This is a genomic window from Micromonospora sp. CNZ280 (assembly GCF_011759515.1).
Genome location: NZ_JAAOYP010000001.1, coordinates 309,326 through 331,133, shown reverse-complemented (window position 1 = coordinate 331,133; position 21,808 = coordinate 309,326). Strand labels below are relative to the sequence as shown.

The 21,808-nt window shown below is 74.8% G+C and carries 17 protein-coding genes and 1 pseudogene; 6 read left to right on the top strand and 12 right to left on the bottom strand.

The window, feature by feature from the left end; translation table 11 throughout:
• The first annotated feature begins 69 nt into the window (after nt 1-69).
• Together FHX32_RS01485 and FHX32_RS01480 are read left to right on the top strand one after the other, a co-directional pair.
• Nucleotides 70-240: a hypothetical protein gene (locus tag FHX32_RS01485; RefSeq protein WP_167178776.1), complete on the top strand. Its 171-nt coding sequence runs from the start codon at nt 70-72 to the stop codon at nt 238-240.
• Nucleotides 241-551: 311 nt separating this feature from the next.
• Nucleotides 552-3,446, top strand: a complete 2,895-nt coding sequence (locus FHX32_RS01480) for an ATP-binding protein (RefSeq protein WP_486480866.1) — start codon at nt 552-554, stop codon at nt 3,444-3,446.
• 143 nt (nt 3,447-3,589) lie between these two features.
• Here the strand turns inward: FHX32_RS01480 and FHX32_RS01475 are convergent, their stop codons facing one another.
• Nucleotides 3,590-5,464 (bottom strand): hypothetical protein, encoded by a 1,875-nt coding sequence (locus tag FHX32_RS01475; protein WP_167178774.1) that lies wholly within the window; start codon nt 5,462-5,464, stop codon nt 3,590-3,592.
• 52 nt (nt 5,465-5,516) lie between these two features.
• A complete protein-coding gene (gene lipA, locus FHX32_RS01470) occupies nt 5,517-6,569 on the bottom strand; it encodes a lipoyl synthase (protein ID WP_167178772.1) in 1,053 nt (350 codons plus the stop codon).
• 358 nt (nt 6,570-6,927) lie between these two features.
• Here lipA and aspS point away from each other — a divergent pair, with 358 nt between their 5' ends.
• The gene (gene aspS / locus FHX32_RS01465; protein ID WP_167178770.1) at nt 6,928-8,214 is read left to right on the top strand and encodes an aspartate--tRNA(Asn) ligase; all 1,287 of its coding nucleotides are present in this window, start codon (nt 6,928-6,930) and stop codon (nt 8,212-8,214) included.
• A 120-nt stretch (nt 8,215-8,334) separates the two neighbouring features.
• Here the strand turns inward: aspS and FHX32_RS01460 are convergent, their stop codons facing one another.
• The 3 genes from FHX32_RS01460 to FHX32_RS01450 all read right to left on the bottom strand — a co-directional run bounded on the left by FHX32_RS01460 (nt 8,335) and on the right by FHX32_RS01450 (nt 11,299).
• Nucleotides 8,335-8,733 (bottom strand): VOC family protein, encoded by a 399-nt coding sequence (locus FHX32_RS01460; protein WP_167178768.1) that lies wholly within the window; start codon nt 8,731-8,733, stop codon nt 8,335-8,337.
• Nucleotides 8,734-8,739: 6 nt separating this feature from the next.
• Nucleotides 8,740-9,378 (bottom strand): lipoyl(octanoyl) transferase LipB, encoded by a 639-nt coding sequence (gene lipB, locus FHX32_RS01455; protein ID WP_167178766.1) that lies wholly within the window; start codon nt 9,376-9,378, stop codon nt 8,740-8,742.
• A 100-nt stretch (nt 9,379-9,478) separates the two neighbouring features.
• Complete coding sequence (locus tag FHX32_RS01450) at nt 9,479-11,299, bottom strand: DUF6311 domain-containing protein (RefSeq protein WP_167178764.1); 1,821 nt, start codon at nt 11,297-11,299, stop codon at nt 9,479-9,481.
• Nucleotides 11,300-11,554: 255 nt separating this feature from the next.
• Here FHX32_RS01450 and FHX32_RS01445 point away from each other — a divergent pair, with 255 nt between their 5' ends.
• Nucleotides 11,555-12,760, top strand: a complete 1,206-nt coding sequence (locus FHX32_RS01445; RefSeq protein WP_167178762.1) for an extracellular catalytic domain type 1 short-chain-length polyhydroxyalkanoate depolymerase — start codon at nt 11,555-11,557, stop codon at nt 12,758-12,760.
• A gap of 71 nt (nt 12,761-12,831) precedes the next feature.
• Here the strand turns inward: FHX32_RS01445 and FHX32_RS01440 are convergent, their stop codons facing one another.
• Nucleotides 12,832-13,755 (bottom strand): TIGR01777 family oxidoreductase, encoded by a 924-nt coding sequence (locus tag FHX32_RS01440; RefSeq protein WP_167178760.1) that lies wholly within the window; start codon nt 13,753-13,755, stop codon nt 12,832-12,834.
• A gap of 58 nt (nt 13,756-13,813) precedes the next feature.
• Nucleotides 13,814-14,815 (bottom strand): aldo/keto reductase, encoded by a 1,002-nt coding sequence (locus FHX32_RS01435; RefSeq protein WP_167178758.1) that lies wholly within the window; start codon nt 14,813-14,815, stop codon nt 13,814-13,816.
• A gap of 53 nt (nt 14,816-14,868) precedes the next feature.
• On the opposite strand from FHX32_RS01435, the gene FHX32_RS01430 reads away from it, so the two are divergent.
• Nucleotides 14,869-15,237 carry a MerR family transcriptional regulator gene (locus FHX32_RS01430; RefSeq protein WP_167178756.1) on the top strand — a complete coding sequence of 123 codons (369 nt, stop codon included), beginning with the start codon at nt 14,869-14,871 and terminating at the stop codon, nt 15,235-15,237.
• A gap of 258 nt (nt 15,238-15,495) precedes the next feature.
• Here the strand turns inward: FHX32_RS01430 and FHX32_RS01425 are convergent, their stop codons facing one another.
• From FHX32_RS01425 to FHX32_RS01410, 4 genes and pseudogenes are all read right to left on the bottom strand, one after another.
• Nucleotides 15,496-16,419: a TIGR03621 family F420-dependent LLM class oxidoreductase gene (locus FHX32_RS01425; protein ID WP_167178754.1), complete on the bottom strand. Its 924-nt coding sequence runs from the start codon at nt 16,417-16,419 to the stop codon at nt 15,496-15,498.
• Nucleotides 16,420-16,642: 223 nt separating this feature from the next.
• A pseudogene (locus FHX32_RS34815) lies at nt 16,643-16,747 on the bottom strand (type II toxin-antitoxin system Phd/YefM family antitoxin); the annotation flags it as partial.
• Nucleotides 16,748-16,818: 71 nt separating this feature from the next.
• The gene (locus tag FHX32_RS01415) at nt 16,819-18,150 is read right to left on the bottom strand and encodes a low temperature requirement protein A (RefSeq protein WP_167178752.1); all 1,332 of its coding nucleotides are present in this window, start codon (nt 18,148-18,150) and stop codon (nt 16,819-16,821) included.
• Between the two features lie 46 nt (nt 18,151-18,196).
• On the bottom strand, nt 18,197-18,775 hold the full coding sequence (locus tag FHX32_RS01410; RefSeq protein ID WP_167178750.1) for a TetR/AcrR family transcriptional regulator: 579 nt from the start codon (nt 18,773-18,775) through the stop codon (nt 18,197-18,199).
• A 145-nt stretch (nt 18,776-18,920) separates the two neighbouring features.
• Between FHX32_RS01410 and FHX32_RS01405 the strand changes: the two genes are divergently transcribed.
• On the top strand, nt 18,921-19,868 hold the full coding sequence (locus tag FHX32_RS01405; RefSeq protein WP_167178748.1) for an SDR family NAD(P)-dependent oxidoreductase: 948 nt from the start codon (nt 18,921-18,923) through the stop codon (nt 19,866-19,868).
• Between the two features lie 61 nt (nt 19,869-19,929).
• On the opposite strand, the gene sucB is transcribed toward FHX32_RS01405, so the two are convergent.
• Nucleotides 19,930-21,747, bottom strand: a complete 1,818-nt coding sequence (gene sucB / locus FHX32_RS01400; protein WP_167178746.1) for a 2-oxoglutarate dehydrogenase, E2 component, dihydrolipoamide succinyltransferase — start codon at nt 21,745-21,747, stop codon at nt 19,930-19,932.
• Between the last annotated feature and the right edge of the window lie 61 nt (nt 21,748-21,808).

Here is a 21,808-nt window from a genome sequence, read left to right as displayed (position 1 = left end):
GCCCCGGGGCCACCTTCGCGCGGAGAGTCAAGGTCAGCAGATGACCGAGACGCACGACAGGAGCCCGACATGTTCGGCAACGACGCGGAATTCATCCTCTCCCTGCACCGCACGCACGCCGCCGAGCTGCGTGCCGAGGCGGCCGCGGACCGGCTCGCCCGGTCGCTGAGCCGCCGCGGCGGACGCGGCTGGCTGGGTCGCCGCCACCAGGCGGGCCGCACCGACGACGCCCGCCGGTGACCGCCCCGGCCCCGCCGGCGGCCGGCGCAGCCCGCCCGGCCGCCGGCTCCGCAAACCCGGCCGCCGGCTCCGCAAACCCGGCCGCCGGTGACCAGTCACCGGCGGCCGGTGTCGTTCCCTCGCCGGACCGGCCCGCCGCGCCGGAGCCGGCCGCGCCGGCCGGTCCCGTGCCGTCGGCGGCGCCCGACCGGTCCGCCCCGGCCGCACCCGCCCCGCCGGCCGCATCGGCCACGCCGGCCGGTGACGCGCCGTCGGCCGGCGGGTTGATCTCCGTGAACGGCGGCGGCGCCGGCCGTGGCATGCTCGGAGCCGTGACCGTACGCGCCGCCAGCACCGTCCTCGTCGGCCGTCAGAGTGAGCTGACGGCCCTGCGCGACGCCCTGGCCCGGGCGCGCACCGGGGAGCCGACCACGGTGCTGGTCGGCGGCGAGGCCGGGGTGGGCAAGACCCGGCTGCTGGAGGAGTTCGGTGGGCTGGCCACCGCCGCCGGGGCGCGGCTGCTCGTCGGCCAGTGCCTGGAGCTGGGCGAGGCGGGCCTGCCGTTCGCGCCGTTCGCCGCCGCGCTGCGCGACGTGCTGCGTCACGACGGCCCGGCCGTCCTCGACGGGTACGAGGCGGAGTTCGCCCGACTGCTGCCGGAGCTGGCCCGGGTTCCCGTCGGGATCGCCGCGCCCGCCGCGGTACCGACCTCCGACGCCCCGCGCGGCTACCTCTTCGACCTGGTCGCCGGGCTGTTCCACCGGCTCGCCGCGGCACAGCCGCTGGTGCTGGTGATCGAGGACCTGCACTGGGCCGACCGGTCCACCCGCGACCTGATCGGCTTCCTGGTCCGGGCCGCCCGCACCGCCCGGCTGCTGCTGGTCTGCACCTACCGCACCGACGAACTGCACCGCGGCCACCCGCTGCGCCCGTTCCTCGCCGAGCTGGACCGCGCCCGTGGTGTCGAGCGGGTCGAGTTGGGCCGGCTGGACCGGGACGGCACCGGAGCGATCCTGGCCGACCTGCTCGGCGCCGAGCCGGCCGCGCGGGCCGTCGACGACGTGCACGACCGCACCCAGGGCAACCCGTTCTTCATCGAGGAGCTGGCCGCCGCCGGCGACCCGATCGGCTGCGCCGCGCTCCCGGACACGCTGCGCGACCTGCTGCTGGCGCGGGTGGACCGGCTGCCCGACGCGGCCCAGCGGGTGCTCCGGATCGCCGCGGCCGGCGGCACCCGCTTCGCCCACCAGCTGATCGCCGAGGTGGCCGGCCTGCCGGAGGCGGAGCTGGAGGACGCCCTGCGCGCCGCCGTCGCCGCCCAGCTGGTGGTGGCCGACCCGGACGGCGACTACGAGTTCCGGCACGCGCTGGTCCGCGAGGCGGTGCACGACGAGCTGCTCCCCGGCGAGCACGCCCGGCTGCACGCCCGGTTCGCCGCCGCCATCGAGGCGCAGCCGCACCTGGTCCCCGCCGGCCGCGCGCCGGCCGAGATCGCCCACCACTGGTACGCCGCGCACGACCACCCCCGGGCGCTGGTGACCGCCCGCGCCGCCGCCCGCGCCGCCGGCGAGCGGTACGCGTACGCGGAGCAGAGCCGGCTGCTGGAACGGGTGCTGGAGCTGTGGGAGCTGGTGCCCGACGCGGCCGACCGGCTCGGCATGGACCACCTCGCGGTGCTGGAGGAGACGCTGACCGCCGCCACCACCGCCGGTGACTACAAGCGGGCGCTCACCCTGGCCCGGGCAGCGCTGGCCGAGGTCGACGCCGACGCCGAGCCGCTGCGCGCCGCCGGGCTGCTCGACCGGCACGCCCGGATGCTGGCCATGCTCGGCAAGGCCGACGGCGCCGCCGAGCTGCGGGAGGCGTACCGGCTGGCCGGGCGGGTGCCGGACGGGCCGGAGCGGCTGCGGCTGCTCGCCGGGATCACCGCCCAGCTCGCCCGGATCGACCCGGTGGACGGCACCCGGCTCGCGGCCGAGGCGCTGGCCGCGGCGCAGGAGTCCGGGATCGACCAGACGCTGCTGCCGGTGCAGTTGGCGGTGCTCTGCAACCGGCGCGGCTCGGCCGACCTCGGGCTGGCCGAGGTGGACCGCGCCGAGCGGCTGGCCCGCGCCACCGGCAACGCCGAGAGCCTGGTCACCGCGCTGGTCTACCGCTCCGACGTGCTCTTCGAGCTGGGCCGGTACGCCGAGTCGGCGCAGGCCGCCGCGGACGGGGTGACCGAGGCCCGCCGGGTCGGGATCAGCCGGTCCACCGGCGCGTACCTGCTCTCCAACCAGGCCGAGGCGCTGCTCGCGCTGGGCCGGTGGACGGAGGCGGAGGAGATCTGCGCCGAGGCGGCCCGGATCGACCCGCCGGGCGTCTCCGGCCTGCACTGGCTGCAACTGCGCGCCGGGCAGCGGCTGGCCCAGGGGCACCCGGGCGCGGACGAGGCGGTCGGCCGGGCGTTGAGCTTCCTGAACCGCCCCTACCTGCACGCGCACCAACGGCTGCCGCTGCTGGAGCTGCGGCTGGAGACGGCACTGGCCGCCGACGACCGTACCGAGGCGCGGCGCGCGGCGGAGGCAGCGCTGGTCGACCCTGACCTGCCCGGCTGCCCCCGGTACGCCTGGCCGGTGCTGACCGCGCTGGCCCGGACCGCCCGGCAGCTCGACGACGAGTCGCTGGTCGCCCGGGTCGCCGCGCTCGCCACGAGCGTTCCGGTCCGGTTCCCCGCCGAGCGGGCGCACGCCGCCGAGCTGGCCGCCACCATCGCCGCCGGGGACGATCCGCTGGCCGCCTGGCGGACGGCGGTGGGCGCGTGGCGCGCCGACGGGCAGCCCTGGCCGCTCGGCCGGGCGTTGCTCTCGCTGGCCGAGGCGGCCGCCGCGGCCGGTGAGCGGGACGAGGTGTCGGCGTCGGTGGCCGAGGTCGCCGCGATCGCCGACCGGCTCGGTGCGCCGCCGCTGGCCGAGCGGGCGGCCACCCTGGCCCGCCGGGTCGGGCTGCGCGGCGCGACCCGGGGCCGCCCCGGCGCCGACCTGCTCACCCTGCGCGAACGCGAGGTGCTGCGGCTGGTCGCCGAGGGGCACAGCAACAGCCGGATCGCCCAGGAGTTGTTCATCTCGCCGAAGACGGCGAGCGTGCACGTGTCCCGGATCATCGCGAAGCTCGACGTGAGCAACCGGGTCGAGGCCGCCGCGCTCGCCCACCGCCTCAACCTCCTCGCCGACCCCGCCACCCCCTGACCCACCCACCTGGGCGGAGCGGGCGCCAGGGGCCTGCGCACTTTCACGGAAAGAGTGGCCATTCCGCGCGGAATAGCCACTCTTTCCGGGAACGAGCGGCTCTTTCCCGGGAACGAGCGGTCGGACGAGGGGTGGCGGGGGAGTCAGGGGTGGGGGAGGTAGATGCGCCAGCCGTCGATGGTGACGGGGGTCAGGCCGCCGGGCTCGGCGCGGGTCCGCTCGTCGAGGCGGGCGGCCAGCGGCGAGCCGACGGGCGCGACCCAGGCGGGTGCCGTCGCCTGCCGCACCGCCCGCCGGTACGGCCGGTAGCGGTCGTGGCCGGGGCTCAGGTCGTCGTCGACCACCGCGCAGACCACGTCCTCGGCGCTGGCGAAGGTGAGCCGGTTGCAGGTCCAGTAGCCGCCGTAGACGTGCCGGACGCCGCGCTCGCGCAGCGCCGCCACGAGTGCGGCGTGCCGGGCCTCGGTGGCCTGCACGGCCGGGGCGGTGCCGATCGCCCCGGCCGTGGCGACGGCGGCGGTGCCGGTGGTCGCCGTGAGCACGCCGACCGCCGCGACCCGGAGCGCGCTCGCCCGTAGGCCCGACCCGGCCGACCACCGTGCCTCCGGTCGGGCGCCTGCCCTCCGGCCAGCATCCCGGGCGTCACCCGCCGGTCCGGCAGCCCGACCGGCAGCGGCCGGCCCGGTGGCCCAGGCGGCCACCCCGGTGCCGGCGGGTCCAGCCGCGGCTCGTGACCTCGCGCCCCGGGCGGCGGTCCAGAGCGGCCAGAGTATGGCGGGCAGGGAGATCAGCAGGCAGGACAGGTAGCGCGAGCTTTCCACCGGGGTCCGCCCGGCGGCGCTGCTGACGGCGTAGACCGCGAGCGTCGCGACGCCGCCCAGCACGAGCGCGAGCCGGATCGCCGCCCCCACCCGTGGGTGCACGTCGGCGTCGCCGGGGCGCCGTACACCCGGGCCGCCGGTCCCGCCCGCGCCCAGCCCGGCGGGTCGGTTGCCGTCCGCGCCGGACGCCGACCGTGCCGCGCCGGATGGCACGGCAGCGGGCGGCTCGGCGCCGCCGGTGCGCAGGGTGCGCCAGGCGATGACGCCGGCCGTCGCGAGCAGCACCGGCAGGGCCGCGGCCCACCAGAGCTGCCAGGTGGCGCAGTGGCTCGGTGAGCAGAAGCCCATGCCGAGCGGCGGCCCGAGCACCAGCGCGCCGTACAGCCGGTCGGCCCAGCCGGCGCTCTGCTCGGCGCCGCCGGCGGTGAGCACGGCGGCGAGCGGGTTACGGCCGGTCAGCAGGCTGTGCCCGAGCAGCGGCGCGGCGCCGAGCACGGCGGCCAGCCCGAGCAGCGCGCCGGCCCGGCCGCGCAGCTCGCGCCGGCGGAACCCGAGCAGCACCGCGCCGGTGGCCGCCACGTACGGCAGCACCAGCGGGTCCACCCAGGCCATCAGCCCGGCCAGGAACCCCCACGCCGCCCAGCGCGGCAGCCGGCGGCCCGGCCGGCCGGCGGCCAGGTCGTACGCGAGCAGGGCGAGCGCCATCCCGGCCGGGTTCATCTCGGGGTAGCCGCCACCGGCGATGAGCTGGTTCTTGACGATCCGGTCGGAGCCGAGCGCGAGCAGCGCGACCACCAGCAGGGCGAACCACCGGTCCCCGGTGAGCCGCAGCGTCAGCCGCCAGGCGAGCAGCACGAACAGCGCGTACAGCGCCAGGGTGGGCAGCCGCAGCCCGAGCACGGACGGCCCGGCCAGCGCGAACACCGGCGCGGCCAGGTACGCCTCCAGCGGCCCCATGTACTCCTGGCCGTAGAACCAGACCGGGAACTGGCGCCCCTGGGCGATGTGCAGCGCGGCCAGGCCCATGGTGGCCTCGTCGCTGTTGGTCGGCGGCGCGTCGTGCAGCAGCAGCCAGAGGCGGTAGCCGACCCCGGCCAGGATCGCCACCACGGTGAGCGGGCCGGCCAGCCGGGCCCACCGGGTGCCCGGCAGCGCGCGTGGCGCGGCGCGGCGCTGCCGGCGTACCCCCGTGGTCATGGGCCGATCATGGCACCTGGCCGGCGGGCGGCCGGGCAGTGGTGCCGGCGGGTCAGCCGGCGGTGCCGACCGCGGCGCCCTCGCGGGCCTCCAGCGCCTGCCGGTAGAGCCGGCCGGCCCGGTACGACGAGCGCACCAGCGGCCCGCTCATCACCCCGGCGAAGCCGATCTCCTCGGCCTCCTCGCGCAGCTCGACGAACTCCTCCGGCTTGACCCAGCGGGTGACCGGGTGGTGCCGGGGGGAGGGGCGCAGGTACTGGGTGATGGTGATCAGCTCGCAGCCGGCCTCGTGCAGGTCGCGCAGCGCCTGGGAGACCTCGGCCCGCTCCTCGCCCATGCCCAGGATCAGGTTGCTCTTGGTGACCAGGCCGGCGGCGCGGGCCTGCCGGATGACGTCCAGCGAGCGCTCGTAGCGGAACGCCGGGCGGATCCGCTTGAAGATCCGCGGCACGGTCTCGACGTTGTGCGCGAGCACCTCGGGCCGGGAGCCGAACACCTCGGCGAGCTGCTCCGGGTCGGCGTTGAAGTCGGGGATCAGCAGCTCGACGCCGCAGCCGGCCTGGAGCGCGTGGATCTGGCGGACGGTCTCGGCGTAGAGCCAGGCGCCGCCGTCGGGCAGGTCGTCGCGGGCCACGCCGGTGACGGTGGCGTAGCGCAGGCCCATCGCGGCCACCGACTCGGCGACCCGGCGCGGCTCGTCGGCGTCGAACTCGGCCGGCTTTCCGGTGTCGATCTGACAGAAGTCGCAGCGGCGGGTGCACTGGTCGCCGCCGATGAGGAAGGTGGCCTCCCGGTCCTCCCAGCATTCGTAGATGTTGGGGCAGCCGGCCTCCTGGCACACGGTGTGCAGCCCCTCGCGCGAGACGAGCCCGCGCAGCTGGGTGTACTCCGGGCCCATCTTGGCCTTGACCTTGATCCACGGCGGCTTGCGCTCGATCGGCGTCTCGGCGTTGCGCGCCTCGATCCGCAGCATGCGCCGCCCCTCGGGGGCGGGCGTCGCGGTACGCGCGGCCGGGCCGGTCGTCGGCGCGGAGTGCTCGATCGTCACGAATCCGAGCCTACGCCCGACGGCCGCCGTCGATGTACGTCGGGCGACCGGCGTCACGCCGCGGGGCTTGTGACGGTCGACACCCGCCCCTCCGGAAAAGGCGTCACATCCGGGCCGGCCGGCCTGCTACCGTGCCCGGCAAAGCTGTGACGGAGCCGAGTAACGGACCGATCCCGCCAGTTGAAGAGAGCCGCCGGTTGCTGCGAGGCGGTCTGGCGCCGGCCCGCGAAGACCCTCCCGAGCTGCGGGAAGAACGGCGCTCGCGCCCAGTAGACTCCGCCCGGCTGGCCCCGGTGAAAAGGCGACGAAACGAGGCCCCCGTCCGCGGGGGCGAAGGTGTGGTGGCACCGCGAGGATCCCGCTCGCCCACGCCTCCCTGGGGATCGCGTTGCGATTGATCGAGGAGGTAACCGCCGTGCAACGCATCCTTTCCGCCCAGCTTCCCGCCCAGGTCGGCGAACCCGTCCGGATCGCCGGCTGGGTGCACCGCCGCCGGCTGCTCAAGTCGGTGGCCTTCCTGATCGTCCGGGACGCCGCCGGGCTCGCCCAGGTGGTGGTCACCGACCCGGCCGCGCGCGCCCAACTGGCGGCACTGACCGAGGAGACCGTCGTCGAGGTCACCGGCACGGCGGTCGCGAACGCCACCGCGCCCGCCGGGGTCGAGGTCACCGCGCCGGTGGTACGACCGCTCGGCCCGCCCGCCGTGCCGCCCCCGTTCGACCTTTACCGGCCGGAGCTGACCGCGAGCCTGCCCACCCAGCTCGACCACGCGCCGGTCGCGCTGCGCCACCCGACCCGGTCGGCGGCGCTGCGCGTCTCGGCGGCGGCCGTGGCCGGTTTCCGCGCCGCGCTCGACGCCCGCGACTTCGTGGAGGTCCACACCCCGAAGGTGGTCGGCTCGTCCACCGAGAGCGGGGCGAACGTGTTCGCGCTGGACTGGTTCGGCCGGCCCGCGTACCTGGCCCAGTCGCCGCAGTTCTACAAGCAGCTGATGGTGGGCGTGTTCGAGCGGGTCTACGAGGTCGGGCCGGTGTTCCGGGCCGAGCCGCACGACACCGTCCGGCACCTGGCGCAGTACACCTCGCTCGACGCCGAGCTGGGCTTCGTCACCGACCACCAGGACGTGATGGCCGTGCTGCGGCACACCCTGGCCGGCATGCTCGACGCCGTGCGTGAGCGCGCCGGTGGGGCGCTGGCCACGCTCGGGGTGTCGGCCCCGGACGTGCCGGCGGAGATCCCGGCCGTGCACTTCACCGAGGCGCTGAAGATCGCCGGCGCGCCGGCCGACGAGCCGGACCTGGCCCCGGCGCACGAGCGGGCGCTGGGGGAGTGGGCGCGGCGGGAGCACGGCTCCGAGTTCCTCTTCGTCACCGGCTACCCGATGGCGAAGCGGCCGTTCTACACCCACCCGGACCCGGCGCGGCCGGCCTACTCCAACGGCTTCGACCTGCTGTTCCGCGGGCTGGAGCTGGTGACCGGCGGGCAGCGGCTGCACCGGCACGGCGACTACCTGGCCGCGCTCGCGGCGCGCGGCGAGCCGGTCGAGCCGTACGCCGGCTACGTCGACGCGTTCCGGCACGGCATGCCGCCGCACGGCGGCTTCGCCATCGGCCTGGAACGCTTCGTCGCCCGCCTCCTGGCCCTCCCCAACATCCGCCAGGCCACCGGCTTCCCCCGCGACCTCCACCGCCTCACCCCGTAACCCCTGCCCACCCGCCCCGTCGTCGTTGATCATGAAGTTGTTGTCGTCGGCACCGGCGTGTCGTGCCGACAACTTCATGGTCAACGCGGGGGTGCGGGGTGGGAGGGGGTGGGGTGGGGGTCAGGCGGGGCCGAGGAGGTCCCAGAGGTTGCCGGTGAGGTCGCGGAAGACGGCGACGCGGCCGTAGGGCTCGGTGCGCGGCGGGCGGACGAACTCGACGCCGGCGTCGACCATCCGGCGGTAGGTGGCGTCGAAGTCGTCGACCTGGAGGAAGAAGCCGACCCGGCCCGCCACCTGGTCGCCGACCGCCGCCTGCTGCCGGTCGCCGTCGGCGCGGGCCAGCAGCAGCCCGGTCCCACCGCCGGGCGGGCGGACCACCACCCACCGCTTGGGCCGGCCGTCGTTGGTCAGCGACGGCGAGTCCTCGGCCAGCTCGAAGCCGAGCACCTCGGTGAAGAACGCGATCGCCGGGTCGTACTCGGCGACGACGAGAGTGACCAGGTCGATCCGGGCTGCCACGGGCGGTCAGGCCAGCAGCGTCGGCAGCCGGCGCTCGACCACCGGCAGCACGTCGGCCACGGTGACCGGACGGCCCAGCTCGGCGGTGAGCGAGGTGACCCCGGCGTCGCGGATGCCGCACGGCACGATCCGGTCGAAGTGGCCCAGGTCGCAGTCGCAGTTGATGGAGAAGCCGTGCAGGGTCACCCCCCGGGCGACCCGGATGCCGATGGCGGCGACCTTGCGGGCCGGGCCCCGGTCGTCCGCCGGCACCCACACCCCACTGCGCCCCTCGACCCGGCCGGCGGCCAGCCCGAACTCGGCGCAGACGTCGATCAGCAGCTGCTCGGTGCGGCGGACGTAGGCGACCACGTCCACCGGGTCGGGCAGGCGCAGGATCGGGTAGCCGACCAGCTGCCCCGGACCGTGCCAGGTGATCTTGCCGCCGCGGTCGACGTCGATGACCGGGGTGCCGTCCAACGGGCGGTCCCACGGCTCGGTCCGCTTGCCCGCGGTGTAGACGCTCGGGTGCTCCAGCAGCAGCACGGTGTCGCCGCGCTCGCCGGCCACCACCGACTCGTGCAGCCGGCGCTGCTCGTCCCAGGCGGCCTGGTAGTCGAGAACACCGGCGCGGACGGCCGTGAGGCCGGGGGTCGTCGTGGTCACGCGTTCCAGCCTAGACCCGTACTCGCCGGTCACCTGGGGTGAGCCGGCTCACCGCGGGTCGCGTCCGGGCGGTGCCGGCGCACGGTCCGACCGGGCGGGATCAGGCCGGCGGGACCCGCCACAGCCACACGTCGTCCACCCGCTGCGGCTCGCCGAGCAGCGCGGTCACGGTGCGGCGCACGGCGTCCTCGTGCACGTCGTACTTCGCCCCGTGCACCTGGTCCGGCAGCACCACGATCTCGACCCGCCAGTACCGCAGGTCGGCCCGCGCCTCGGCGACGGAGCCCTCGGTGATGATCGGCACCAGGCCGTCCCGACCGGCCTGGTCCACCAGCGCGCCGAACGGGCGGGGAATCGGGCCGATCCGGCCCCGGCCGTCCGGCCCGCCCGGACCCAGGAAGAACCCCGACGGGATGGCGAACTCACCCTGCCGGTGCGCGAGCGCGTACGCCTGCCAGCGCTGGCCGTCCGGGTAGATGTCCAGGGTCAGCGGCACCGGGGTGAGCACGCCGCCCGGCGAGACGTACTCCCGCCAGGTGCCGGCGGTGATGAACCGCGGGATCGGCTCGCGCTCGATGGTCAGCAGCGGGGTCGGCACCAACGGCAGCAGCGCCGCGACGAAGCCGATCTGCCAGGCCAGCCGCGTCGACCGGCGTCGGGGCGGGTGGGCCCGCAACTGGTCGACGGCGTACGCCAGCAGCAGCCCGATCATCGGCGTCACCACCAGCGCCAGCCGCGCCGGCAGGGCGGCGTTCACCACCGGCAGTTGCCCGAGCAGGTCGAAGGGCATCGGCAGGTCGGTGCGGCGGCCGTCCACCTTGGCCTCCGGCCCGAAGGAGAGCACCGTGAAGACCACCGCGGTGACGCCGATCGCCCACAGCGTGGCCCGCCGGCCCGGGTCCGCGCGCCGCCACACCGCCACGAAACAGGCCATCGCGAGCACCAGCAGCGGTACGCCGAAGAACGAGTTCTCCTCGGTCGGGTTCGGTGCCAGCCGGGTACCCAGCCCCACCTCGCCGGCCAGCGACCGGCGCGGGTACGCCCCGAACGAGACCACGTCCTCGGAGTGGATCACCGCGTCGAAGCCGGTGCCGTGGAACCGCTGCGGGCCGGCGAAGTGCAGCCAGAGCGGGTAGGCCAGCAGCACCCCGGCGACCACGGCGGTGATCGCCAGCCCGCGCAGGAAGCCGGGCAGCGCGGCCCGGGCCTCGGCACGGCGGGCCGGGTGCAGCGCCCAGACGGCGAGGAAGACGCCGAGCGCGAGCGCGGTGAAGAAGAGCCCCTCGGCCGCGATGGAGAAGGCGACCGCGACGAGCACGCCGAGCACCACCGCGTTGCGCAGCAGGTGCTCCCGGCGGCGCAGCGCGAACACCCGCCAGACCAGCAGCGGCACCAGCCAGCCGGCGGTCCAGTTCAGGTGGGCGTTGGCGTGCGAGACCATGCCGGGGGAGAAGGCGGTGAACAGCGCGCCGACCGCGGCGGCGAGCGGGCTGCGCACCAGGTGCCGGGAGAGCAGCCAGTACCAGGCCAGCGCGGTGGCGACCAGGTTGAGGGTGAGGATCACCAGGAAGGTCGCCGGCGGCCCGATCAGGTAGGTCAGCGGGGCGAAGACCACCGCGTACACGGTGATCGAGGTGTTGACCGCGAGGTTCACCCCGTCCGGCACATTGATCAGGTACGTGAAGAACGGGTTCTCCCCGTGCGTCAGCGCGTGGCCGCCGAAGGCCAGCAGCCACTCGAACAGCGCCTGGTCGCTGGAGTTGACGGTGATGGTGCGGACGTTCGGGTCCCGCCACAGGCCGCTGGTCACCCAGAGGGCGAGCGCCAGCGCGGCCAGCGCCACGTACAGGTCGGCCCGCCGGTCGCGGGCGACGCGCGGCGGCGAGGCGGGCGAGGGCGCCAGGGACGGGGAGGTCGGCACGCAGCGGACGTTACCAACCGGACCTGGACACGCCGGTCAGACCCGAAAGCTCGGCGGCCGGTGTCGGGGCCGGCTGGTCGCCCCGCCGCGCCGACCAGCCGGAACGGCTGCCGCGGCGGCGGGCCGGGGCGGTCGCCGCACACCTCGATGGCAGTGAATGTGTGAGCGCGGCCCATGTCACACCGTCGACACATCGTCGTAACGTCGCGGCAATTCGCGGGTGACCCAGTTCACAATCCCCGACAGGAGGCCCCCGTGCGCCGCTCCCCATCCCTGCTCGCCCGGCTGACCGGCGCCGTCGCCGGGGCCGTACTCGTCGCCGCGGCGGCGCTGTCCGTCGCCGCTCCCGCCCAGGCGGCCAGCCTCACCCAGGTCACCGGCTTCGGCTCGAACCCCGGCAACCTCGCCATGTACGCCTACCGGCCGGACAACCTGCCGGCGAACGCCCCGGCCGTGGTGCTGCTGCACGGCTGCACCCAGAACGCCGCCGGCTACTTCGCCAACTCAGGCTGGCAGAAGTACGCCGACCAGTGGAAGTTCGCCCTGATCGTGCCGGAGCAGAAGTCCGCCAACAACGCCAACACCTGCTTCAACTGGTTCGAGACCGGGGACACCGCCCGGGGCCAGGGCGAGGCACTGTCGATCAAGCAGATGGTCGACCACGCCAGGAGCAGCTACGGCACCGCCGCCGACCGGGTCTACGTCAGCGGGCTCTCCGCCGGTGGGGCGATGAGCGCTGTCATGCTCGCCGCCTACCCGGACGTCTTCGCCGCCGGCTCGGTGATAGCCGGCATCCCCTACCGCTGCGCCACCGGCATGGTGAACGCGTTCTCCTGTATGAGCCCGGGGGTGGACAAGACCCCCGCGCAGTGGGGCGACCTGGTGCGCAACGCCTACGCCGGCTATTCCGGGCCGCGCCCCAGGGTCGCCGTCTGGCACGGCACCAGCGACTACACGGTGGTGGTGGCGAACGCTACCGAGTCCCGGGATCAGTGGACCAACGTGCTCGGCGTGTCACAGACCCCGACCAGCACCGCCCAACTGCCCGGTGGCACCAGCCTCGAGGTGTACGGCAACGAGGCGGTCCGCGTCTACCGGGTCTCCGGGATGGGGCACGGCACCCCGGTCGACCCCGGCTCCGGCGCCGATCAGTGCGGCAGCACCGCCGCGTACTTCCTGGACACCATCTGCTCCACCTACCGGGACGCGCTCTTCTTCGGCCTGGACGGCGGCGGCACCGACCCGACCACCAGCCCCACGGTCGGCCCGACCAGCAGCCCGAGCGCTCCGCCCACCTGCGTCACCGCCAGCAACTACGCGCACGTCACCGCCGGCCGCGCCTACCACTCCGGCGGCTACGCCTACGCCAACGGCTCCAACCAGCGGATGGGCCTCTACAACACCTTCTACACGACCACCCTCAAGCAGACCGCCCCCAACTACTGGGTGATCGGCTGCTGACCCCACCCTCCGCGCCTTGATCATGAAGTTGTTGTCGCCCGCACCGGCGTGTCGCGGCAACAACTTCGTGATCAACCGGGGTGGGGGCCGGGAGGTTGGTCGGTGAGGGCGGCGCGCAGCGCGCTGGCCAGGTCGGGGTGGTGGTAGGTGAAGCCGGCGGCGGTTAGGGCGGCGGGGAGGACGCGGGAGCTGGAGAGGACCTCGACGGAGAAGCCGCCGAGCACCACCTTCAGCGCCAGCGCCGGGATCGGCATGAACGCCGGGCGGTGCAGCTGCCGGGCCAGCTCCCGGGTGAACTCGGCGTTGGTCGACGGGGCCGGACCGACCACGTTGACCGGTCCGGCGACGGTGTCGGAGTCGAGCAGGAACACCGTGGCCGCCAGCCAGTCGGCCATCGAGATCCACGGCCACCACTGCCGGCCGCCGCCCAGCTTGCCGGAGATGCCCAGCCGCATCGGCAGCAGCTGCGGCTTGAGCATCCCGCCGTCGCGGTGCAGCGGCAGGCCGATCCGCATCCGCACCACCCGTACGCCGGCGTCCTCGGCCGGTCGGGTCGCGGCCTCCCAGACCCGGCAGACGTCGGCCAGGAAGCCCTCGCCGGCCGGCGCGTCCTCCTCCACCGCCCGATCGCCGGTGTCGCCGTACCAGCCGACGGCCGACGAGTTGAGCAGCGCCGCCGGCCGGTCCGCCGCCGGCAGGCCGGCGATGGTGATCGCCAGCGTGGTGGTGGTGTCCACCCGGCTCGACCGGATGAGCTGCCGGTACGCCTCGTTCCAGCGCCGGTCGCCGACCCCGGCGCCGGCCAGGTTGACCACCGCGTCGGAGCCGGCGACCACCGCCGGGTCGAGCTGCGCCGCCGACGGGTTCCACTGCCGCTCGTCCGGGCCGCGAGGCGGACGCCGGACCAGCCGGGTGACCTGGTGCCCGTCGGCAACGAGCCGGCCGGCCAGGCGGGTGCCGAGGAAGCCGGACGCGCCGGCCATCAGGATCCGCATGCTCATATCTTCGGATACGGGCGGCGAACCGGATGCGTTGAGCCGGGTGGATCTTCTCTCATCCCACCGGTGACGGCTGCCGCAGGTCGGCCAGCAGCCGCTCGACCTCCGCGTACGCGTCGTCGGGCAGCGGGCCGAGGGCGAGGGTGGCGAAGTTCTCCGCGGCCTGCGCCACCGTGCGGCAGCCCGGGATCGGCACCGTCCGCGGGCTGCGGGCCAGCAGCCAGCCGAGCGCGCCCTGACCGAGGGTACGGCCGTCCGCGGTGAGCGCCGCCCGGATCTGCTCGACCCGGGCCGCCCAGGCCGGCGTCGGCCGCCCGTCGGTGAACCAGACCAGCCACTCCGGCGCCATCCCGCGTACGTCGTCCCGGCCGACCGCCCGGGTCGAGCCGGTGAGCAGCCCCATCGCCAGCGGTCCCCGGTTGAGGCTGGCCAGGCCGTACGCCTCGCAGACGGCCAGTGTCGCGGCGTTGTCCAGCAGCACGGACTGGTCGTGCTGGATCGCCGCGCAGTGCGGCCCGGCCTTCGCGAACGCCTCCGCCGAGGCGGGGTTGTCGGTGCTCCACCCGTACGCCCGGATCTTGCCCTGGCCGACCAGGTCCTCCAGGGTGTCGACCAGGTCGAGCGCGACGGCCGCCGGAAGGTCGTTGATGTGCAGTTGGTAGAGGTCGACGTGGTCGGTGCCGAGCCGGCGCAGCGACTCCTCCAGGCTCTGCACACAGTAGGCGGGGCTGGCATCGGTGCCGGTCCACCGTCGGGTCGCCTCGTCAGCGCGGTTGCCGAACTTGGTGGCGATCACCGCCCGGTCGCGCCGGCCGGCGAGCGCCCGGCCGAGGACCCGCTCGCTGTGCCCGGCGCCGTAGTTGCTGGCCGTGTCGAAGAGCGTGACGCCCGCGTCGAGCGCGGCGTGGATGGTGCGGACGGACTCGTCGTCGTCGACCTCGCCCCAGCCGAACGGCTGGCCGCCGTCGCCCCACAGCGGGCCGCCGATCGCCCAGCACCCCATGCCGAGCGCGCTGACCTCGATTCCGCTGCGACCAAGTGTCCGTGTCATCGTCATGCGCCCAGCCTTCAACCTGGAGCGCGCTCCAGGTCAAGCGTTACGCTGCCGCCATGTCCGGCTACGCCCCCTCCGAAGCCGCCCGGCGCAGCGGCTTCAGCCTCGACACCCTCCGGTACTACGAGAAGATCGGCCTGCTCAGCGGCGTCGGCCGCACCTCGGGCGGGCGGCGGGTCTTCACCGACGAGGACCTCAGCTGGCTGGTGCTGTTCCGCTGCCTGCGCGACACCGGCATGCCGATCGCCGAGATGTGCCGGTACGCCGAACTCGCCCGGGAGGGCGACCACACCGCCGGCGAGCGGAGGGCGCTGCTGCAGCGGCACGCCGAGCGGGTCGAGGAGCAGATGCGCCTGCTCCAGCGCCAGTACGACCACCTCCGCGAGAAGATCCGCTTCTACGACCGCCTTCCCGGCCCCGCCTGACGCTGCCTCGAAGATCGGATGACGTCGCGCGCAGGGGCTGAGCCGGCGGCACGCCCTGCTCGCCGTCAGGCGATCATGAGGCGGCGCGGCTACCTGCGGCCGTGGTCGCCGTGGTCGTGTCGATACCTCTGAGGCATCAATATGACTCAGAGGTATCACGCTCGACCGTCACACTTCCGCCGGAAGGCCGGAAGGCCGGAAGGCCGGAAGGCCGGAAGGCCGGGGAGCCGGGGAGCCGGGGAGCCGGGGAGCCGTCGCTCAGCCGGCGTGGGCCAGGCGGGCGAGCACCGGGGTGAGCGGGTCGAGGGCGTCCGTGCGTACGACGAAGCGGGTGACCCCCCAGCGGCGCCGGTGCTCGGCGACCGCCGCGACGATCTCGTCCTCGGTGCCGATCAGTACGAACGGGGTGGCCAGCAGTTCGGCGATGGTGAGGCCGGTCTCCGCGGCGGTCTGCGCGGCGGCCGCCTCGGCGTCGTCGGTCAGCGCGACCTGCTGCACCAGGGCCTCCAGCACCGGCGGCTCGGCCCGCCCGGCCGCCCCGGCGGCCACGCACTCCAACTGGTGCTCGATCTCCGCCGCCCGCCAGCGCACCTCGTGCTGGTGCCCGTCCGGCAGGGTCCGGCCCAGCCCGGCCAGCCCGACCACGTCGGCGTGCGCGCCCGCCCAGCGCAGCAGCGTCGAGTTCGCCCCGCCGAAGGTCAGCGGGACCCGCCGCTGCACCGGTCGCGGATTGTCCAGCCGGGCGGCCCGCATCGCCAACGCCGGGGTGTCGACGGTGACCTCGTCGCCGTCGAGCAGGGCCCGGACCGCCTCGGCGACGGCGACGCAGCGGCGGACCCGGCCGGCGACGTCGGGACGCTCGCGGCCGACCGCCCGCCACTCGGCCGAGGTGTGCCCGGCGCCGATGCCGAGCCGGGCCCGGCCACCGGAGAGCAGGTCGAGGGTGGCCACGTCCGAGGCGAGCAGCATCGGCTCGCGGACCCCGGCGTTCGACACGTACGACCCGAGGCCGATCGTGGAGGTCACCGCGGCCGCGGCGGCCAGCGCGACGAACGGCGACGCGACCGCGCCGGGGTGGTCGGCGGCGAGCAGCGCGTCGTAGCCGGCCGCCTCGGCCCGCCGGGCCAGGTCGAGCCAGCCGGGGCCGTCGGACGGCTGCGCCTGGAGGGAGAAGATCGCCATTCGCCCACCCTGCCGCCCGCCTGCCCCGGGCGGCCAGCCGAACCGCCCCGTTTCTGCTACCGGCAGACCCGCACCGGGTTACGGCCGTCGGACTGATCGGATCCTGACCTGATCGGCCAATGAGTCGATGTCGCGACGGAGCTTCGGCGTCGAGCCGCGGCGCGGTTGCGAAGGCGGCGATCACCTCTGCGCGCGGCACAAACGTGCGTCGGCGGAGCGGGATGAGCTTGCCGATCGGGGTGCCGTTTCGGGTAATGGTGAAAGACTCCCCGCGCTCGACCCCGCGCATGATCGCGCCCGATTCGTTCCGCAGTTCGCGCTGCGTGATCTCTCTATGAGCGTGCTCAGCCCCACACCGTTTCTAGGGTCATGTGCTACGAAGTGCTACGAAGCAGCGCTTCATGTCGAGGGCTCGTGCTCGGCGTGGTCGTGCCAGCGGGCGCGGACGGCGGCCTCGTGCGCCTCGTGCTCGGCCTTCTCCTGAAAGACCACGTCGCGCAGGGCGCGCCGGGAGTCGGCCATCACGGCCACCTCGACCGTCACCAGGCTCACGCAGATGGCGGTGAGCAGGGTCAACGCGGCGAGCCCGGGCAGGTCCCCGGCGACCGGAATGGCGGCGACCAGCAGCACCACCGCGCCGAGCCGGGTCCAGGAGAGCGTGCGCAGGGTGCGCAGCTGAAAGAGCATGTTCGCAGAGAGGTAGCAGGCCACCCCGCCGAAGAGCAGCGGTACGCCCGGGCCGTGCGGCGGCTCGGTCACCGGCACCTCGGGGTTGGCGATGTCGTGCACGATCTCCTCGGCGCCCAGCGCGAACAGGATGATGCCGGCGATCATCACCAGGTAGAAGTAGGCGTAGGCGTCCCGCGCCATGGCGACCCGGGCACGGCCCTTCGCCACGTGCAGCGCGATCCGGGCGGCCGGCCCTACCACGTCGTAGTGCGCCCACCAGAGCGCGGCGGTGAAGAAGATGCCGAGCACCGCCGCCGCGACGGCCGGCCAGGTCGGCGGCTGGCCGAGCAGGTTGCTGCCGACGCCGACCGAGATCACCGACTCGCCCAGAGCGATGATCAGGATGAGGTCGTACCGCTCGGTCCAGTGCTCCGCCGAGGTCACCGTCCAGCCCCAGGCGCCGGCGACCAGGCCCATGCCGTACTGGAGCACGACCACGCTGATCCAGAGGCCGTCCCGCACGCCGCCGGCCAGGCCGGGATCGTCGATCAGCGGTGGGATCAGCGCGGCGCCGACGAGCAGCACCGTGCTGGTCACCAGTTCGGGCGAGTACTTCAGCAGCAGCCGGCGCTCGCCGGGCCGCTCCTTGGCCACGTGCCAGTAGAGCAGCAGGTGCACGCTCCGGATCACCAGGTAGCTGATCGCGACCACCATCGGCCCGGCGGCCATCTCCTGAGTCGGGCCGAACGCCTGGGGCAGCGAGAGCGCGAAGCAGAACAGGGCCGCCATGGCGAGCACCATCAGCGCCGGGACGAAGCCCTCGCCGAGCCGGACCCGGGTGGCCACCACGCAGTGCACCACCCAGACCCACCAGAGCACGGCGAGCACCAGCATGGCGTGCAGCAGGCTGCGGCCGGAGACGTCCATCGCGGTGGCCCGGGTGATGATGAAGAACGAGAAGACGAAGACCAGGTCGAAGAAGACCTCGAACCGGTCCACCCGGGCGCCGGGGGCGATCGCGATGGCCGGGCCCAACCGCCCGCGCCACCGGATGCCACCCATCACCCCACTGTCGCAGCGCGCCCCTCACGTGGGGGCAGGAACGGGCTCAGCCCGCCGCCCGGTACCGCAGTCCGTCCATCATCAGGTCGAGCAGGCGGCTGGCCTGCTCCCGCTGGGCCGGTTCGCCGGCGGCGAGGGAGACCCCGCTCAGCCCGGCCAGCACGTCCTCCGGCCGGACGTCCGGCCGCACCGCGCCGGCCGCGGCCGCCGCGTCGAGCAGCCGGGTGAGCGCGGCGATCAGCCGGTCGCGGCTCTCCGCGTACGGGTTGCTGCCGGCGGCGATCACCTGGCGCAGCGCGTCGGCCATGCCGCGTTTCGTGGCGAGGTAGTCGACGAACCGGTCCATCCACGCCCGGGTGGCCCGGTCGGGCGGCAACTGCCCGAGCAGGTCCTCCGCCGAGTCGCAGAGCTTGGCCAACTCGTTGCGGTACGCCGCCTCGACCAGCGCCTCCCTGGTGGGGAAGTGGCGGTAGAGGGTGCCGATGCCGACCCCGGCGTCCTTGGCGACGGCGTCCAGGGTTACCTCCGCGCCGGGTCGGGAAAACGCCCGTACCGCGGCGTCGAGCAGGCGCTCGCGGTTGCGTCGCGCGTCGGCGCGCAACGGTCGGGGGACATCTCCCGGCACGGCTCCTCCTGGTGTCGTCCGCGGCCGCGGGGCCGGTTGGCAAACGGAGGCTCCTCCGGTTACGCTCGACCGTAGCGGAGGGTCCTCCGCTTCTCATCGTAGCGGCCGGGTGCGGGTCCGCGCCGGGCCGGACAAAGGACGGATCATGACCACCAGCACACCTGTCAGCACGCCCTTCACCCGCGAGAGCACCGCCCTGGAGGTGGTGCGGGGCATCGACCTCGCCGGGCGGCGAGCCGTCGTCACCGGCGGCGCGTCCGGCATCGGCGTGGAGACCGCCCGCGCGCTCGCCGCCGCCGGCGCCGAGGTCACCCTCGCGGTACGCGACCCCGAGGCCGGCCAGCGGGCCGCCGCGGAGATCACCGGCAGCACCGGCAACGACAAGGTCCTCGTCGCCCCGCTCGACCTGGCGGACCTGGCTTCGGTGGCCACCTTCGTGTCGACCTGGGACGGCCCGCTGCACATCCTGGTCAACAACGCCGGCATCATGGCGTCCCCGGAGATGCGCACCCCGCAGGGCTGGGAGATGCAGTTCGCCACCAACCACCTGGGCCACTTCGCGCTGACCACCGGCCTGCACCGATCGCTGGCCGCGGCCGGCGGCGCGCGCGTCGTGTCGGTCAGTTCGGCCGGCCACCTGCGCTCGCCGGTGGTCTTCGAGGACATTCACTTCGAGCGCCGCCCGTACGACCCGTGGCAGGCGTACGGGCAGTCCAAGACGGCCAACGTGCTCTTCGCGGTGGACGCGACCCGACGCTGGGCCGACGACGGCATCCTGGTCAACGCGCTGATGCCGGGCGCGATCCGGACCAATCTCCAGCGCTACGTCAGCGACGAGGAGCTGGACCGGATGCGGGCGCAGAGCGGCGGTGGAGCCGCGCACTGGAAGACCCCGGAGCAGGGCGCCGCCACGTCGGTGCTGGTCGCCACGTCGCCACTGCTGAACGGCGTGGGCGGGCGCTACTTCGAGGACTGCCAGGAGGCCGGCCCGAACCAGCCGGGCACGCGCACCGGCTACGCCCCGTACGCCCGGGACCCGGAGGCCGCCGAGCGGCTCTGGCGGGTCTCGGAGGAGACCCTGCGGGCGGCCTGACCGCCCGCCGAGACGGCGAAAGGGCGCCCCGGTCACCGGGGCGCCCTTTCGCGTCACCGAACTACAGGCCCAGCTCGGCCTCGAAGTTGCCGGCCTCCAGCCGCTCCTTGACCGTGGTCAGGAAGCGGGCCGCGTCCGCGCCGTCGATCAGCCGGTGGTCGTAGGAGAGCGCCAGGTAGATCATCGACCGGACGGCGACCACCTCGCCCAGCTCCGGGTCGTTGACCACGACCGGACGCTTGACCACGGCACCCGTGCCGAGCATCGCCGACTGCGGCGACGGCACGATCGGGGTGTCGAACAGGGCGCCCCGGCTGCCGGTGTTGGTCAGGGTGAAGGTCGCCCCGGCGATCTCGTCCGGGCTGATCTTGTTGGTCCGGGTCCGCTCGGCCAGGTCGGCCACCCGCTTGGCGATCCCGCCCAGGTTCAGGTCGCCGGCGTTGTGGATGACCGGCACCAGCAGGCCCCGCTCGGTGTCCACGGCGATGCCGAGGTGCTCCGCGTCCGGGTAGGTGATCGTCCCGCCCTCGAGGTCCATCCGCGCGTTGACGATCGGGTACGTCTGCAGCGCCTCGACCGCCGCGAGGGCGAAGAAGGGCAGGAAGGACAGCTTCACGCCGTGCCGCTGGAGGAAGGAGTCCTTGGCCTGGGCCCGCAGCTTGGCGATCTTGGTGACGTCCACCTCGATCACCGTGGTGAGCTGCGCCATCTCGTGCAGCGACTCGTGCATCCGCTTGGCGATGGCCGCGCGGATCCGCGGCAGCTTCTCGGTGGTGCCCCGCTTCGTGCTCGGGGTCGGCTTCGCGGCCGGCTTGGCCGGGGCCGCCGCCGGCGCGGGCTGCGCCGGAGCCGGAGCCACCTTCGCCGCCTTGGCCCGCTCGGCCGCCTCCAGCACGTCCTGCTTGCGGATCCGGCCACCCACGCCGGTGCCGTTGACCGAGGACAGGTCGACGCCGTGCTCGCTGGCCAGCTTGCGCACCAGCGGGGTCACGTAGCCGGCCGCCTCCTCGCCGCCACCCTGGGCGGGCGCGGACGGGCGCTGCGGCTGCGGCGTCGGCGCCGGCGGCACCGCCCGCTGCTCGGCCTGCGCCGGCCGGGCCGCGGTCTCGGCCTCGGCCGCCGGCTCGTTGTAGGACATGCCCGGCGTCGGCTCCTGCACCTGCGGCTCGGGCTTCGGCTGCGGCTTGGGCTCGGGCTTCGCCTCGGCCTTGGGCTCCGGCTTCGGCTCGGGCTTCGCCTCGGCCGGGGCCGCGCCGGCGGCACCGATCACGGCCAGCTCGGCGCCGACCTCGGCGGTCTCGTCCTCGGCGACCTTGATCTCCAGCACGGTGCCGGCGACCGGGGACGGGATCTCGGTGTCCACCTTGTCGGTGGAGACCTCCAGCAGCGGCTCGTCCACCTCGACGGTCTCGCCGACCTGCTTGAGCCAGCGGGTGACCGTACCCTCGGTGACGCTCTCGCCGAGGGCCGGCATGGTGACCGGGGTGCCCCCGCCCGACGGCGCCGGGGCGGCCTGGGCCGGCGCCGGCTCCTCGACGGCCGGCTGCTCGGCCTCGGCCTGCGGCTCCGCGGCCGCCTCGGCGGCCTGCTCGGCCGGCTGCTCCTGCTGCGGGGCGGCCTCGCCGCCGCCGGCGGCCTCGCCCTCACCGGAGATCACGGCCAGCTCGCTGCCGACCTCGGCGGTCTCGTCCTCGCCGACCACGATCCGGCTCAGCACGCCCGCCGCGGGGGACGGGATCTCGGTGTCGACCTTGTCCGTCGACACCTCGAGCAGCGGCTCGTCGACCTCGACGGTGTCGCCCTCCTGCTTGAGCCAGCGCGTGACGGTGCCCTCGGTGACGCTCTCGCCGAGCCGGGGCATGGTGACCGATACCGGCATCTCTTAAGACTCCTTCATTCCCCTGGTGCGATCTCGCCCGTCTGCCGCCGGACGCCGCGGA